The organism is Umezawaea sp. NPDC059074, from assembly GCF_042738955.1.
Taxonomy (GTDB): Bacteria; Actinomycetota; Actinomycetes; order Mycobacteriales; family Pseudonocardiaceae; genus Umezawaea.
In genome coordinates this window covers 83,294-98,460 of the sequence record NZ_JBHYHC010000001.1, presented here as the reverse complement: position 1 = coordinate 98,460, position 15,167 = coordinate 83,294, and the positions used below count along the sequence as shown (strand labels likewise).

The following is a 15,167-nucleotide window of genomic DNA, read 5'->3' as shown; positions in this document are numbered from 1 at the left end:
ACTCCTTACCGTGCGCGACGCGCAGTCACCTGGTTTCAGTACTGAGCCGGGTCGAACACCCGGCTGCCACACCAGCCCGATCCCGCCCTCCGCCGGAGGCAGCAGGTGATCGGAACCCTCCTGAGCGTCCTCGGCCTGCTGGCCGTCATCGCGCTCACCATCGGGACCGCCACCGCGGTCGCCGCCGAGTTCTCCCTCACCGCCCTCGAACGCAGCACCGTGGACAACCACGCCGCCGTCGTGGGCGACGCCAAGGCCCTGAAGCTCCAGAAGGCGCACAAGACGCTGTCCTTCCAGCTCTCCGGCGCCCAGCTGGCCATCACCATCACCACCCTGATCACCGGCTACATCGCCGAGCCCGCCATCGCGGAACTGGTCGAACCCGGCCTGACCGCGATCGGCGTCCCGCTGGCCGTCGCCGACCCGCTGGCGCTGGCGTTCGCGCTGGCACTGGCCACCGCCGTGTCGATGGTGTTCGGCGAGCTCGTGCCGAAGAACCTGGCCATCGCCAAGCCGATGGAGACGGCCCGCGCGGTGGTCGGCTTCCAGTCGGCGTTCTCCAGCATGTTCCGCTGGCTGATCAGCGGCATGAACCTGGCGGCGAACTGGCTGGTGCGGCGCTTCGGCGTCGAACCGGTCGAGGAGCTGGCGTCGGCGCGGTCGCCGGAGGAGCTGGGCGCGCTGGTGCGCTCCAGCGCCGAGCACGGCACGCTCGACCAGGGCACCGCGACCCTGCTGGACCGGTCGCTGCGCTTCGGCGACCGCACGGCGGGCGAGCTGATGACGCCGCGCGTGCAGGTCGAGGCGCTGCGGATGGACGCGACCGTGCTGGACCTGATCTCCAAGACCCGCGAGACCGGGTTCTCCCGGTTCCCGGTGCACAACGGGGACCTGGACGAGGTGCGCGGGATGGTGCACGTCAAGCAGGCGTTCAGCGTGCCGGTCAACCAGCGCGGCACCACGCCGGTGTCGGCGCTGACGCGGCCGGTGCAGACCGTGCCGGAGACCCTGGAGGGCGACGCGCTGCTGGACCGGCTGCGCGCCTCGGGGTTGCAGACCGCGCTGGTCGTCGACGAGTACGGCGGCACGGCCGGCCTGGTGACGCTGGAGGACGTGGTCGAGGAGATCGTCGGCGACGTCCGCGACGAGCACGACCGGGGCGAGGCCGCTCCGGTCCGCCCGCTGGGCAAGGGGAGCTGGATGGTGTCGGGGCTGCTGCGCGACGACGAGGTCGCCGAGGCCACCCGGTTCCGGATGCCCGAGGGCGACTACGAGACCCTCGCGGGCCTGGTCATGGCCCGGCTGGGTCGGATCCCCGACGTCGGGGACGAGATCAGGGTCGACGGCTGGCGGATCACCGTGATGCGGATGGACCGGCACCGCACGGCCGAGCTGCGGGTGGCCAAGGTCGCCGAGACCGAGCAGGTGGCGGCCCAGTGAGCATCCTGGTCCTCGTCCTGTTCCTCGCGGGCAACGCGTTCTTCGTCGGCGCCGAGTTCGCGATCATCACCGCCCGCCGCGACCGGCTGGAGGCGCTGGCCGAGAAGGGCAGCAGCCGGGCCCGCACCGCGATCAAGGCGGGCAGGCAGCTGCCGCTGATCATCGCGGGCGCGCAGCTGGGCATCACGTTGTGCTCGCTCGGGCTCGGCGCGATCGGCGAGCCCGCCGTGGCGGCGATCCTGGAGACCCCGTTCCACGCGGTCGGCATCCCCACGGCGCTGCGGCACGGCATCTCGTTCGCGCTGGCGCTGATCATGGTGGTGGCGCTGCACACGATCCTCGGCGAGATGGTGCCGAAGAACCTGGCCATCGCGAACCCCGAGCAGCTGGCGATCTGGCTCGTGCCGGTGCACTACGGGTTCTGCAAGCTGGTCGGGCCGGTGCTGCGGATGTTCACCGTGGTGTCGACGGCCGTGCTGAAGCTGATGGGCGTGACGCCGAAGGACGAGCTGGAGTCGGCGTACACGACCGACGAGCTGGCGATGCTGATCGCCCAGTCCCGCCAGGAAGGCCTGCTGGAGGACTCCGAGCACCGGCGGCTGGCCCAGACGCTGTCGTCGGCCGAGCGGACCGTGGCGGACGTCCTGGTGCCGCTGGACCGGCTGACCACGCTGTCGTCGAACCCGACGGTCGGCGAGGTCGAGTCGTCCGTGGCCCGGACCGGGTTCTCCCGGTTCCCGGTGCGCGGCGACAACGGTCGCCTGCTGGGCTACCTGCACGTCAAGGACGTGCTGGACCTCGCGGGCGCCGATCCGGGCACGCCGGTGCCGCGCACCCGCATCCGCGGGCTGCCGGACCTGCCGGTCGACGCGCACCTGGACGAGGCGCTGGCCGCGCTGCGGCGCGCGCAGTCGCACCTCGCGCGGGCCGTCGACGCCGACGGGACGCTGTGCGGCGTCGTGGCGATGGAGGACCTGGTCGAGGAGTACGTCGGCACGGTCCGCGACGGCACGCACGTGAGCCGCGAGCTCTAGGTCCGACCGGGGAGGCCCGCGGCGACGCGGGCCTCCTCCTCGGCGAACCCCTTGGGGGACAACGTCCTCCACGTCAGCACCACGGCCAGCAGTTGCACGACCGCGGCCATCCCCCACACCCAGCGCAGACCCCAGTGGGCCGCGACGAACCCGCCCGCCAGCGCGCCCAGCGGCGTCAGGCCCCACGCGAGCGCGCGGTGGCTGGTCAGCACGCGGCCGAGCAGCGGCGTGGGCGTGAACCGCTGGCGGCTCGACTGCGAGCACACGTTCCACACCAGGGTCGTGGACGACACGGCCACCAGCGTCGCGGCGACGAGCGCGGGTCTCGCGGGCAGGACGGCGATGAGCACGCTCCCCACGCCCGCGGCGGTCGAGGCGAGCCGCATCGACCAGGCGTAGCCGAGGCGCGTGACCACGGGGTGCACGACGAACGACGCGGCGATCCACCCCGCGGCCAGGCACGCCAGCAGCACGCCGTAGCCGACCGGGCCGACGTGCAGGACCTGCGTCGCGTACAGGACGAACATGGCCTGGGTCGCGCTCGCGGCGAACGCGCCGAGCGCGACCGAGAGGGTGATCGTGCGCAGCAGCGGGCTGCCGACCAGGAACGCCAACCCGGTCCTGACGTCCCGCAGCGGGTGACCCGGCGGGCTCGGCACGTGCGGGACGGCGATGCCGCGGGTCAGGACCACCGCGGCGAGCGCCGTGGCGCAGGCGAGCCACGCGGGCAGGCCCGCGGCGACCGCCAGCAGGAACCCCGTGGCGGGCGGCACCACGAACTGCACGACCCCGCGCTCGATGACGATCATCCGCGCGTTCGCCGCGGCCAGCCGGTCCGGCCCCACGACGTCCGGCACCAGCGCCCCGCTCGCCCCGTCGCCGAGGACCTGCGCGCTGGTCACCACGAACGCCACGACGAGCAGCAGCGGCAGGCTCAGCGTGCCGGTGGTCGCGGCCACGGCCAGCGCGGCCGCCGCGACGGCCTGCACGGCGAACGCCGCCGCCAGCACGGACGTGCGCCGGAACCGGTCGATCAACACCCCCGCGGCCAGCGAGAACAGCAGCCACGGCGCTTGCCCCACCACGTTCACCAGCGCCACCTGCCGCGGATCGGTGGTGATCGTGACCGCCAGCAGCGGTAGGGCCGTCAGCAGCAGCCCCTCCCCCGCCGACCCGCTGATCGCCACCGCCTGCAAACGCCCCCACCCGGTCCCCATGGCGTCCACCTTGTCGGGTGTGCTGGCCAAGTCGAACGTTTTAGGCTGGGCTGAGGCGATGGCCCTCCGCTTCGCCGTGTCACCGCTCTGGGAAACGATCGCCGGCCTGCGCGTCCTGGCCGCGCCGGAGTGCGCCCCGGTCCACCAGCGCTGGACCGCGTGGGCCGCGGAACGCCTGGCCGCCCTGACCGACGACCCGTGGCTCCGCCTGCTGCGCCACCTCGCCACCGCGACCCCGATCGTGCCCGAGTTCCTCATCCCCACACCGGGCCTGCGCTCCCCGTGCTTCGCGACCGAGGTGGACGCCGTGCTCCGCACCCCCTCGGACCGCCTGGGCCCACTCCCCGACGCCAGTGCCCTCCCACCCCTGCACGACCGCCTGCACGCCGTCCACGACGCGATCATCGCCCCGCTCTGGCCCCGCCTGGAGGGCGTCCTCCAAGGCGACGTCGAACGCCGAGGCCGCAGGCTGACCGAACGCGGCGGCCCCACGGTCGTCGACGAACTGCACGACACCGTGAAGTGGCACCGCACGGCCGTCGGGGTAGACGGCACCGTCACCGAACTGGGCGACCGCGACCTGGTCCTCGTCCCGTCGGCCTTCATCTGGCCCACCGTCTACCTCCGCGACAGCCCCGTCCGCGTGGCCCTGTGCTACCCGGCCACCGGCTTCGGCACCCTGTGGACCCGCCCGACTCCCCCGGCGCGTCCGGCGTTGGGCCGACTCCTGGGCGGCACACGGGCCCGGCTGCTGCTGGAACTGGAACGGCCGAGCACGGTGTCGGAGTTGGCGGAACGGCTGAACGTGACGGCCGGGGCGGTGTCCCAACACCTGACCGTGCTGCGGGAGACGGGGCTGGCGGTGAGCCGCCGGGAGGGGCGGGAAGTGGTGTCGCTGCGGACGGCACTGGGGCTGGCGCTGGTGCAGGGGGCGGACTAGATCTCCTTCACCACCCGTGCCGGGTTGCCCACCGCGACGACGTTCGGTGGCAGGTCCTTCGTCACGACCGCGCCCGCGCCCACCACGGTGTTCTCCCCGATCGTCACCCCCGGCAGCACGATCGCGCCGCCGCCGAGCCACACGTTGTCGCCGATGACGATCGGCTTGGCGGCCTCCCACTTCGCGCGGCGGGGTTCCGGGGCCACCGGGTGGGTGGGGGTCAGGAGTTGGACGTTCGGGCCGATCTGGACGTCGTCGCCGATCGTGATCGGGGCCACGTCGAGTGCCACCAGGCCGAAGTTGGCGAACGTGCGGGCCCCGATGGTGATGAAACCGCCGTAGTCGACGCGGAACGGGGGGCGGATGACGGTGCCCTCGCCGACGCCGCCCAACCACTCCGCGAGCAACCGCGCGCGTTCCGCGCCGTCGCGGGAACCGGTGGCGTTGTAGGCGGTCTGGAAGTCCTCGGAGCGGTGGGACAGCTCGTCGAGTTCGGGGTCGTCGGCGAGGTAGAGGTCTCCGGCGAGCATCCGCTCGCGCATGGATCGGGTGTCCGGCGTCATGCGGACGACCGTACAAATAAACTGGCCCCATGGTGGTGCTGACCGAAGCCGAGTGGACGGCGCGCCGGGACCGGCACCGGGAGCGCGTGCGGCGCTGGACGGGGCCGCACCACGAGCGGAAGGCGACCGGGGAGAAGCACCCCGTGCTCGACTTCCTCTTCTCCTACTACTCGCACCGGCCGTCCCGCCTGGAGCGCTGGCACCCCGGCCCCGGCGTGGTGCTGGAGGGCGACGCGGCGCGGGAGTTCCTGAAGTGGCCCGCGTACGGCGAGACCGCCGACGGGGTGGCGCTGGACGTGGAGCGGTTCGCCGAGGCGCGGCAGCCGACCGTGGACTTCGTGCGGCGGCTGCTCGGGGCGACCGCGCGGCGGGCGCCGCGGCTGGGCTGCTTCGGGCTGCACGAGTGGGCGATGGTCTACCGGCAGCGGCCCGAGCAGGTGCGGCACAACGCGTGGCCGCTGCGGCTCGGGTCGGCGGGGACGGACGCGGTCGTGGACGCGAGCCGCGTGCAGTGCGGGCACTTCGACGCGTTCCGGTTCTTCACGCCGGACGCGCGGCCGCACAACACGCTCCAGCCGACCAGGGAGACGCAGGTCGAGTTCGAGCAGCCGGGCTGCCTGCACGCGACGATGGACCTGTTCAAGTGGGCGTACAAGCTGGATCCGGCGACGCCGTCGGAGCTGGTGGCGGACTGCTTCGAGCTGGCGCTGGAGGTGCGCGAGCTGGACATGTGCGCGAGCCCGTACGACTTGGCGCCGCTGGGTTACGAGCCGGTGGCGATCGAGACGCCGGAGGGTCGTGCCGAGTACGTGCGGCGGCAGGCGGCGTTCACCGCGAGGGCCGAACCGCTGCGCGCCGCGCTACTGGAACTTTCAGTGACGTTGCGTCACACTTCCGCCGTGAGCAGCTGACCCATTCGGGTAAATGTCACGCGATCTCGTCCACAATTACTTAACCCAGCCCTCAGTCTTCACCTGTTAGCGTGACGACCGCCGGTACAGGTGTCGTCGGGGCGGTTGATCCGGGTGCCGGACGTGGTGCGTGGTCACGAGCTGCCGGAAGACGCTGAAAGGGAAGTCGATGTCTCGACATCGCACGCTGCGCACGCGGGTGCGGCGCGGTGTGGCGGGGTGGCCCGTCGCGGTCGTCGGCCTCGTCGCGCTGATCGTCCTGGGTGTTCTCGGCTGGAGCTGGCTCGGCGGAGTGATCGAGCGCCGCGCGGCCGCCGAGGCCGGTGACTGCGCCGAGGGCGAGGCGTCGCTGAGGATCGCGTCGACACCGAGCGCGGCCGACGCCGTGCGCGACGTGGCGAAGGCGTGGAGCGCGACCCGTCCGGTGGTCTACGACCACTGCATCCGGGTCGAGGTGCAGTCGATCGACTCCGAGGTCGTCCTCGACGGCCTGACGCAGGGCTGGGACGAGGCCAAGCTCGGCACCCGCCCGCACGCGTGGATCACCGACTCGATGCTGTGGGCGAACCGGCTCGGCGCGCAGAACCGCGCGCTCATCGGTGCCGCCCCGCAGTCGATCGCCGCGAGCCCCGTGCTGCTCGCGATGCCCGAGGAGGGCGCGACGGCCATGCAGGCGGCGGCGGGCTTCCGCTGGACCGACCTGCCCGACATCATGTCGTCGCCCGGCGGCTGGGACCGGTTCGGCCAAGCGGCGTGGGGACCGTTCCGGCTGGCGATGCCCGACCCGACGACGAACGCCGCCACCGCCATGGCGATCCAGTCGGCGCTGGCGGGCGCGAGCCCCGAGGGCAAGGGCCCGGTCACCACGGCGATGCTCGACCTGGACCCCGTGAAGGCCACGATGGCGAGCCTGGTCGCGGCGAAGCCGTCGCAGACCCCCGCCAGCACGTGGGAGGCACTGGGGCTGCTGGCCGACAAGCCCACCGTGAACGGCGCGGGCATCAGCGCGGTCCCGGTGTTCGAGGTCGACCTCTACCGGCACAACACGGGCAAGGACACCGGCACTCCCCCGTTGAAGCCGCTGTACGGCGTGGCCCCCGGCGGTCCGACGCCGGTCGCGGACTTCCCGTTCGTGGCGCTCGCGGGCGACTGGGTCGGCGAGGCGCAGGTGCGGGCCGCGCAGGCGTTCCGCGAGTTCCTGACGCAGCCGGCGCAGCAGAAGATCCTGGCCGCCTCGGGTCTGCGGGTGCCGTCGTCGACGGACCGGCCGAAGCCCTCGCCGGGCGTGCGCTGGGCGACGATGACCGAAGGTCTCGCACCGGCCGACTCGACCACCACGCAGCAGATCTCGGCGACGTGGGCGGCGGCGGACAACGGCCAGGTGGTGACGCTGCTGGTCGACTCGTCGAAGTCGATGGAGGAACCGGGGGGCGACGGCAAGAGCAGGATGGAGTGGCTGCGGTCGGCGCTGTCCGGCCAGGTCAGCCGCTCGCTGTCCGGCTCGGTCGGGCTGTGGGAGTTCTCCGCGCAGGTCGACGGCGACCTGCCGTACCGCGAACTCGTGCCGACCGGTCCCGTCGTGGAGCAGCGGCAGGCCCTGCTCGACGGGGTCGCGGGCCTCAAGCCGCTGAGCGCGACCCAGCTCTACACGAGCCTCGTCGCGCTGTACAAGGACGCGCAGCAGAACTACCAGACCGGCAAGCGCAACAGCATCGTCGTGCTCACCGACGGCCCCAACGACGGGGGTCTGAGCTTCGACGAGCTGCGGGCCCAGCTCGACAAGCTGAAGCGCGCGGACCGCCAGATCCCGGTGAGCGTCATCGCCATAGGGTCCGCGCCGGAACGCGACCCGCTGACCAAGATCACCCGGTCGACCGGCGGCGCGTACTCCGTGGCGGAGGACGGCAAGGCGATCGACGCGGCGCTGGCGCAGATCCTGTCGGTCGGGTAGCTAGCGCGGGATGGCGAGCTTGGCGAGTTCGCGGTCGAAGTCGATCCAGAGCTCCTCCTCACCGGGCGCGACGACGTCGTAGGAGAGGTCGAGGAACTCGGCGATGTCCTCGGCGAGCCCGGACAGGACGGCGAACCCGGTGGGCGCGTCGAGCTCCACGAGCATCCGCTCGTCGTCCTCCGGGGCGGGCCGGACGGCGATGTCGCCCTCACCCGTCCGGGTGATGAGCCCGTCGGCCAGTAATTCACGGCCGAACATCCACTCCACCTCCCCCGGCCCGGTGTGGAAGCTGATGGCGACCGCGTACGGGTCGTCGGGGTCGTAGCGGAGTTCGGCGTCGATGGGCGCAGGTGCCGCGCCGGGCGTGAGCAGTTCGAAAGTCGTGGCGACGGTGATCACGATCTTCTTGGTCATGCGTCGACGATAAGTACCGACCGTGACGCCCGACACCCCTAGAAAGGGTGAGTGGACCCCGGAATCACCAGAGTGTGCACTGTTTTCCCACGAACGGGTGAGCGGTTGTTCGCCATTGTGCGGAATGCGGTGTCAGTGCTGGTACATCGCGACCATGGCGGCCGCCGCCGTGGCCACGCGGTCGCGCAGTTCCGGCGGGGCGAGGACCTCGACGTCCGGGCCGAGTTTGAGGAGGTCCGGCTCGGCGTGGTCGAGGGACTCGGTGGGCAGGTCGACGGTCGTCCAGCCGTCCGGGTCGGGGGTGGCCGGGGAGTCGCGCAGGGCGCGGGCGGCGACCAGGCCGAGGAGGTACTGGGCGCGGCGGACGCCGTCCGGGGAGAGGCGGACCGTGACGCGCATGCCGTACATCCGCTGCTCGAACCGCTCGGACCAGGCCTCCCAGTAGGCGGTGAGGTCGAAGTCCGGTGGGCGGTCGAAGTGGTCGTCCGTGGTGGTGAGGGTGAGGACCCGTGCCACCCGGTAGGTGCGGAGGTCGCCGTCGGAGCGGGCGGTGCGGAGGTCGCCGTCGGAGCGGGCGATCAGGTACCAGACGCCGGCCTTCAGGACGAGGCCGAGCGGGTCGACCGTGCGGTGGACCTCGATCGCCTGGCCGCCCCACCGGCGGTAGTGGATGGCGAGGCGGCGCTGGTGCCAGACGGCGTCGGCGATGGCGGTGAGGTTCGGGGTCTCGTCGGAGTGCCGGAACCAGCCGGGGGTGTCGAGGTGGAACCGCTCGCGGACCCGGCCTGCTCGGGAGCGGAGTTCCGGTGGGAGGGCGGCTTGGAGCTTGAGCTGGGCGGCGGCCACGACCGTGCCGAGGCCCAGTTCGGCTGCGGGGCCGGGAAGGCCAGCGAGGAAGAGGGACTCGGCTTCCTCGGTGGTGAAGCCGGTGAGCTTGGTGCGGTAGCCGTCGACCAGTCGGTAGCCGCCTGCCGGGCCGCGGTCGGCGTAGACGGGGACGCCCGCGGCTCCCAAGGCCTCGACGTCGCGGTAGACGGTGCGGATGGAGACCTCAAGCTCGTCCGACAGCTCCTGGGCGGTCATGCGGCCGCGGGACTGGAGCAGGAGGAGCAGGGAGAGGAGACGGCTCGCGCGCATGCTCACCAGTTTCCTCGTGTACCTGACGGGCGGTGTCAGGTATGGGGTGCAGGATTCCGGGCATGAGCACACACGCTGCCGGGACGATCACGATGAAGAGCTGGGAAGAGACGACGTGGGAGGGGAAGGCCCACCAGGAGGTTTCCGGGGCCAAGAGGACCACGGGGACGATGGTCGGGGAATACCACGGGGAGTTGGAGGGGACCGGGGAGACGCGGTTCGTGATGACCTACATCAGTGATACGGATTGCTACTCGGTGGGGTACGAGGTGGTTAGTGGGGTGCTTGGGGGGAAGTCGGGGACGTTCGTGTTGCAGCACGTGGGGCGGTTTCGGGATGGGACGGTGTCCGGGGGGTTCACCGTGGTGCCGGAGTCGGGGACTGAAGGGTTGGTGGGGTTGAGCGGGAGTGGGGGGATCGTGTGGGCTGAGGGGGAGGCTGGGAAGTACACGTTGGATTACGTGATTTCGGAGTGATGGGGTGGGGGTTCGGGGGTTGGTTTTTTGGGGGGGGGCTTGGGTGGATTTGAGGTCGCTGGGGGCTGGGCGATGGGTGCTGTTGGATCCCTGACCGTTGGGGCTTGATTGGCGGGTGCCGCTGGGGCCTACCCCCTCGCGGGCCGTCGGTCCGGAAGGCTGTTCGCTTCCTCCGGCGACGTTGTTTGCTCTCTCCGGCCCGGCCTCTTCTGGTCGCCGGAAGCCGTTCCCGGCTGCGGGGCTTACCAGGTCAGGGCTGCTGGAGTCGCCTGTGCCCAGGTCCGCCGAGGCCGTTTCGGAAAAATGTCGTACCTCGGTCGTAGTGTGTGCGTCGGGGGGTCTTCACGACGGGGGGACCTCTGGTTCGGCGTGGTCCGCCTACGGGCATGTGGTGCGCCGTGGGTGTTTGGGGTCAACCCCCGATTGCGCCGATTATCCCACCCTCTTTCGTCTTGTCAAGGCTGGAAAGACGCCTTGACAAGACGAAAGAGGGTGGGGGCGCAAAAACAATCGGGGGCCGGCCGGGGTGGGGGTTAAAAGAACCTGCCGGCACGGTCCGGATTTGGTGCGGTGCGAGTGGCGGCCGGGGGCCCAAAAGGGCCGTGGCGGTTGGTCCCGGTGCGGGTTTTGGCCGGGGCCCAAAGGGCCCATGACGGGTGGTCATCGGTGCCGGTTGGGGCCCGCAGGTTTGTGGTGGGGCTGGTTCTTACTCGACGGTGATGGTGACCTTGTTCGGGTAGAACGCTACGTGGCCTGCGATTTCCTTGACTGAGGGGTAGGGCTGTTCGTAGGTCCAGATGGCGTCGGTCAGGTCTTGGTCGCCGGTGATCGTGTAGTACGACGCGTCGCCCTTGTACGGGCAGTACGTGCTCGTGTCCGTGCGCTTGATTGCTGTCTGGTCTACGTCTTCCAGGGGGATGTAGTGGGCCGCTGGGTAGGTCGACTCCTGGAGGGTGAGGGACCTCGTCGTGTCCGCCACTACGCGGTTGCCTGCGCGGACGACGATGTGGTTCGTCGACGGCGTCACGGTGATGGGGTGGTCGGGGCCGGGGATCTTCTGTTCGCGTGCCATGTGTGTGCTGCCTTCCTGGTTGGTCCTCACTGTGGTCAACCTGTGGTGGGTGGCGATCAATTCCTGTTTTCGTCGGTGGTGTGGGTCAGAATCGGGCGCATGGAGAAACCCGAGGTCGTGTCGTTGGAGGAGTGGCAGAAGGTTCGCGATGAGCTGTTGGTCGCGGAGAAGGAGGTCACGCGGGCCATGGACGCGGTGGCCGCGCGGCGGCGGCGGTTGCCGATGGTGGAGTTCGGTGGCGACCACGTGTTCGAGTCGGCCGAAGGGCCTCGGACTTTGGTGGAACTGTTCGAGGGGCGGGCGCAGTTGGCCGTCTACCAGTTCATGGACATCGGGCCGGACGACTTCTGCGGTGGGTGCACGTGGTTCACCGGCAACGTGCCCGCCACCGGGCTGGGGATGTTGGGGGACAACGGGGTCACGTGGGTCACCGCGTCCGACATGCCCCTGGCGCAGATCCAGTCCTATCAGGAGCGGATGGGGTGGACGGTGCCGTTCGTGTCGTCGCGGGGGACCTCGTTCTCGCGGGACTGCGGGGCCGGCGGTGGGTTCATGTTGACGTTGTTCCTGCGGGACGGTGATTCCGTGTACCGGACGTACAGCACCACGCAGCGCGGGGTGGATCGGTTGGTGTTCGCGAACAACATCCTGGATCTGGCCCCGTACGGGCGGCAGCAGTCCTGGGAGGACTCGCCGGAGGGGTGGCCTCAGCACCCGACCTACGGCTGACGGGCCGTCTCCCATGGGAGACGGCCCGTCAGGTGGTGCTTCTTAGCTGTAGGCGGAGAGGGGTGGGCAGGAGCAGACGAGGTTGCGGTCGCCCTTCGCGCCGTCGATGCGGCGGACCGGGGGCCAGATCTTCGGGGCGTCCACGCCTGCCGGGAAGACGGCCGTTTCGCGGGTGTACGGGTGGTTCCACTCGCGGGTGACCGAGGCCGCCGTGTGGGGCGCGTTGCGGAGCGGGTTGTCGTCCGCCGGCCAGACGCCGGAGGCGACCTGGTCGATCTCGTGGCGGATGGCGATCATGGCGTTGATGAAGCGGTCGATCTCGCCGAGGTCCTCGCTCTCCGTCGGCTCGACCATCAGCGTGCCCGGAACCGGGAACGACATGGTCGGGGCGTGGAGGCCGTAGTCGGCGAGGCGCTTGGCCACGTCGTCGACGGTGACGCCCGTGCTCTTGGTGATGCCGCGCAGGTCGAGGATGCACTCGTGGGCGACGAAACCGCCCTCGCCGGTGTAGAGGACCGGGTAGTGCTCGTCCAGGCGGCGGGCCACGTAGTTGGCGGCGGCGATCGCGGTCAGGGTCGCGCGGCGGAGGCCGTCGGCGCCCATCATGCGGACGTACGCCCAGGAGATCGGCAGGATCGACGCGGAACCCCACGGGGCGGCGCTGATCGGGCCGACGCCGGTCTCGGGACCGGCCGTGGGCTGGAGGGGGTGGTTCGGCAGGTACGGGGCGAGGTGGGAGCGGACGCCGATCGGGCCGACGCCGGGGCCGCCGCCGCCGTGCGGGATGCAGAACGTCTTGTGCAGGTTGAGGTGCGAGACGTCCGAGCCGAACTTGCCGTACCGGGCGAGGCCGATGAGGGCGTTGAGGTTCGCGCCGTCGACGTACACCTGGCCGCCCGCGTCGTGCACGAGGCCGCAGACCTCGCGGACGGTGTCCTCGTAGACGCCGTGCGTGGACGGGTAGGTGATCATGATCGCGGCGAGGTCGTCGCGGTGCGCCTCGACGGTCTCGCGCAGGTGGCCGAGGTCGATGTTGCCCTTGTCGTCGCACTTCACGACGACGACCTTCATGCCGGCCATGACGGCGCTGGCGGCGTTCGTGCCGTGCGCGCTGGACGGGATGAGGCAGACGTCGCGGGCCGCCTCGCCGCGCCCGCGGTGGTACGCGCGGATCGCGAGGAGGCCGGCGAACTCGCCCTGGCTGCCCGCGTTCGGCTGGATGCTCACGGCGTCGTAGCCGGTCACCTCGGCCAGCCAGTCCTCGAGGTCCTTGACCAGCGCCAGCAGGCCCTCGGCGTCCTCGACCGGGGCGAACGGGTGCAGGTCGGCGAACTCGGGCCAGGTGATGGGCTCCATCTCGGCCGTGGCGTTCAGCTTCATCGTGCAGGAGCCGAGCGGGATCATGCTGCGGTCGAGCGCGACGTCCTTGTCGGACAGGGCGCGCAGGTAGCGCAGCAGCGCCGTCTCCGAGCGGTGCAGGTGGAACACCGGGTGCGTCATGAACTCCGACGTGCGGCGCAGCTCGGCGGGGATGCCGTCGGCGGTGTCGGCGTCGAGCGCGTCCACGTCCGGCACCTGAACGCCGAACGCCTGCCACACGTCGACCAGGTTCGCGCGGGTCGTGGTCTCGTCGCACGCGATGGCGACGGTGGAGTCGTCGACCAGGCGCAGGTTGACGTCCAGCGCGCGGGCAGCCTCGACGACCTCGGCCGCGCGGTCCGGCACGTGCGCCCGCACGGTGTCGAAGAACTCGCCGTGCACGACGTCCACGCCGCCTTCGAGCAGGCCCGCGGCGAGGACCGTGGCCATGCGGTGGGCACGCGTGCCGATGGCCCGCAAGCCCTCGGGACCGTGGTAGACGCCGTACATCGACGCGATCACGGCGAGCAGCACCTGCGCGGTGCAGATGTTGCTGGTCGCCTTCTCGCGGCGGATGTGCTGCTCACGGGTCTGGAGGGCGAGCCGGTACGCGCGGTTGCCGTCGGCGTCCTCGGACACGCCCACGAGACGGCCGGGCAGCTGGCGCTCCAGGCCGGCGCGGACCGCCATGTACCCGGCGTGCGGGCCGCCGAAGCCGATCGGGACGCCGAAGCGCTGGGTCGTGCCCACGACGACGTCCGCGCCGATCTCGCCCGGCGGGCGCAGCAGCGTCAACGCCAGCAGGTCGGCGACCACGACCGCGTTCGCCCCGGCCTTGTGGACCTCGGCGATGACGGACTCGTGGTCCCGCACGACACCGGACGCGCCGGGGTAGGACAGCAGCACGCCGAAGAAGTCGCCGCCGAGACCGAGACCCTCGATGCCCTGCGACAGGTCCGCGACCACGACCTCGATGCCCAGCGGCTCGGCGCGGGTCTCGATCACGGCGATCGTCTGCGGGAACGTGTCGGCGTCGACCACGAACTTGGTCGACTTCGACTTGCCCGCGCGGCGCACCAGCGTCATCGCCTCGGCCGCGGCGGTCGACTCGTCCAGCATGGACGCGTTCGACAGCGGCAGGGCGGTCAGGTCGCCCACCATCGTCTGGAAGTTCAGCAGCGCCTCGAGCCGCCCCTGCGAGATCTCCGGCTGGTACGGCGTGTACGCCGTGTACCAGGCCGGGCTCTCCAGCACGTTGCGGCGGATCACCGGCGGCGTGATCGTCCCGTAGTAGCCGAGGCCGATCATCTGCGTCATCGGGCGGTTGCGGGAGGCCAGCTCACGCAGCTCGGCCAGCGCCTCGGTCTCGGTCGCGGGATCCGGCAGGTCCAGCACCAGGTCGCCCTCGCGGATCGACGGCGGAACGGCCCGCTGCGCCAACTCCTCCAACGACCCCACGCCGATGACGTCGAGGATCCGGGCCAACTCCGCGGGCCGGGGCCCGACGTGGCGGTCGGCGAACGGCGTGCCGTGCTCGAGAGCGGCGAGGGGAATGCGGTCCTGCGTCATGGAAGGCGCCTCCGGCGAGGATCGGGCTGCGGGCAAAGCTCTGCCGTTGCCCTCCCCCTCTGTCTCCAACCCGCTCGGCGGGCGCCTGAGAGCTTCACCCGACCGGGGTCGGGCTTTCACCGTCGGCGGGACCGAGGAACCGGCCCACTTTCCAGAGGCGTCTATCCCGTGCGGTCCTTGCGCCTGAGAGGTTCCGGGGAGGATTTGCTCCTTCGGCGCCGAACCTCGCCGGGTCCGGACTCTCCCGCACGGGGTCATGCGACTACGCGCCGATCGTACCCGCCGGGCCGACCGGCACGGCGCAGGCGCGACGCGGATCACTGCCCGCCGTCCACCGGCCGTTCCCCCGACGGTC

The 15,167-nt window shown here is 71.3% G+C and carries 13 protein-coding genes and 1 riboswitch; of the genes, 7 read left to right on the top strand and 6 right to left on the bottom strand.

Going from position 1 to position 15,167, the window contains the following annotated elements; translation table 11 throughout:
* The first annotated feature begins 105 nt into the window (after positions 1-105).
* Positions 106-1,440: a hemolysin family protein gene (locus ACFWW9_RS00450; protein WP_390370218.1), complete on the top strand. Its 1,335-nt coding sequence runs from the start codon at positions 106-108 to the stop codon at positions 1,438-1,440.
* Entirely contained in the window at positions 1,437-2,474 is a 1,038-nt protein-coding gene (locus ACFWW9_RS00445; RefSeq protein WP_390370217.1) for a hemolysin family protein, read from the top strand. The genes ACFWW9_RS00450 and ACFWW9_RS00445 overlap by 4 nt, the downstream gene beginning before the upstream one ends.
* Here ACFWW9_RS00445 and ACFWW9_RS00440 read toward each other — a convergent pair.
* Positions 2,471-3,691: an MFS transporter gene (locus ACFWW9_RS00440; RefSeq protein WP_390370216.1), complete on the bottom strand. Its 1,221-nt coding sequence runs from the start codon at positions 3,689-3,691 to the stop codon at positions 2,471-2,473. The genes ACFWW9_RS00445 and ACFWW9_RS00440 overlap by 4 nt on opposite strands.
* Here ACFWW9_RS00440 and ACFWW9_RS00435 point away from each other — a divergent pair.
* Positions 3,690-4,631: an ArsR/SmtB family transcription factor gene (locus ACFWW9_RS00435; protein WP_390370215.1), complete on the top strand. Its 942-nt coding sequence runs from the start codon at positions 3,690-3,692 to the stop codon at positions 4,629-4,631. The two genes, ACFWW9_RS00440 and ACFWW9_RS00435, sit on opposite strands and share 2 nt — an antisense overlap.
* On the opposite strand, the gene ACFWW9_RS00430 is transcribed toward ACFWW9_RS00435, so the two are convergent.
* Positions 4,628-5,194 carry a sugar O-acetyltransferase gene (locus ACFWW9_RS00430; protein ID WP_390370214.1) on the bottom strand — a complete coding sequence of 189 codons (567 nt, stop codon included), beginning with the start codon at positions 5,192-5,194 and terminating at the stop codon, positions 4,628-4,630. The genes ACFWW9_RS00435 and ACFWW9_RS00430 overlap by 4 nt on opposite strands.
* 29 nt (positions 5,195-5,223) lie before the next feature.
* On the opposite strand from ACFWW9_RS00430, the gene ACFWW9_RS00425 reads away from it, so the two are divergent.
* Positions 5,224-6,105, top strand: a complete 882-nt coding sequence (locus ACFWW9_RS00425; protein WP_390370213.1) for a 3-methyladenine DNA glycosylase — start codon at positions 5,224-5,226, stop codon at positions 6,103-6,105.
* A 169-nt stretch (positions 6,106-6,274) separates the two neighbouring features.
* Entirely contained in the window at positions 6,275-8,056 is a 1,782-nt protein-coding gene (locus ACFWW9_RS00420) for a substrate-binding domain-containing protein (RefSeq protein WP_390370212.1), read from the top strand.
* Here the strand turns inward: ACFWW9_RS00420 and ACFWW9_RS00415 are convergent, their stop codons facing one another.
* Positions 8,057-8,470: an SsgA family sporulation/cell division regulator gene (locus tag ACFWW9_RS00415; RefSeq protein WP_390370211.1), complete on the bottom strand. Its 414-nt coding sequence runs from the start codon at positions 8,468-8,470 to the stop codon at positions 8,057-8,059.
* Positions 8,471-8,602: 132 nt separating this feature from the next.
* Positions 8,603-9,607, bottom strand: a complete 1,005-nt coding sequence (locus tag ACFWW9_RS00410; RefSeq protein ID WP_390370210.1) for a helix-turn-helix transcriptional regulator — start codon at positions 9,605-9,607, stop codon at positions 8,603-8,605.
* A gap of 62 nt (positions 9,608-9,669) precedes the next feature.
* Here ACFWW9_RS00410 and ACFWW9_RS00405 point away from each other — a divergent pair, with 62 nt between their 5' ends.
* Positions 9,670-10,083, top strand: a complete 414-nt coding sequence (locus tag ACFWW9_RS00405) for a DUF3224 domain-containing protein (RefSeq protein ID WP_390370209.1) — start codon at positions 9,670-9,672, stop codon at positions 10,081-10,083.
* A 706-nt stretch (positions 10,084-10,789) separates the two neighbouring features.
* Here the strand turns inward: ACFWW9_RS00405 and ACFWW9_RS00400 are convergent.
* The gene (locus ACFWW9_RS00400) at positions 10,790-11,155 is read right to left on the bottom strand and encodes a DUF427 domain-containing protein (protein WP_390370208.1); all 366 of its coding nucleotides are present in this window, start codon (positions 11,153-11,155) and stop codon (positions 10,790-10,792) included.
* A 99-nt stretch (positions 11,156-11,254) separates the two neighbouring features.
* Here ACFWW9_RS00400 and ACFWW9_RS00395 point away from each other — a divergent pair, with 99 nt between their 5' ends.
* Positions 11,255-11,884: a DUF899 family protein gene (locus tag ACFWW9_RS00395; protein ID WP_390370207.1), complete on the top strand. Its 630-nt coding sequence runs from the start codon at positions 11,255-11,257 to the stop codon at positions 11,882-11,884.
* A 42-nt stretch (positions 11,885-11,926) separates the two neighbouring features.
* Here ACFWW9_RS00395 and gcvP read toward each other — a convergent pair whose 3' ends face one another.
* Positions 11,927-14,812 (bottom strand): aminomethyl-transferring glycine dehydrogenase, encoded by a 2,886-nt coding sequence (gene gcvP, locus ACFWW9_RS00390; protein WP_390370206.1) that lies wholly within the window; start codon positions 14,810-14,812, stop codon positions 11,927-11,929.
* Between the two features lie 161 nt (positions 14,813-14,973).
* Positions 14,974-15,069: riboswitch (glycine riboswitch) on the bottom strand.
* Positions 15,070-15,167: the final 98 nt, after the last annotated feature.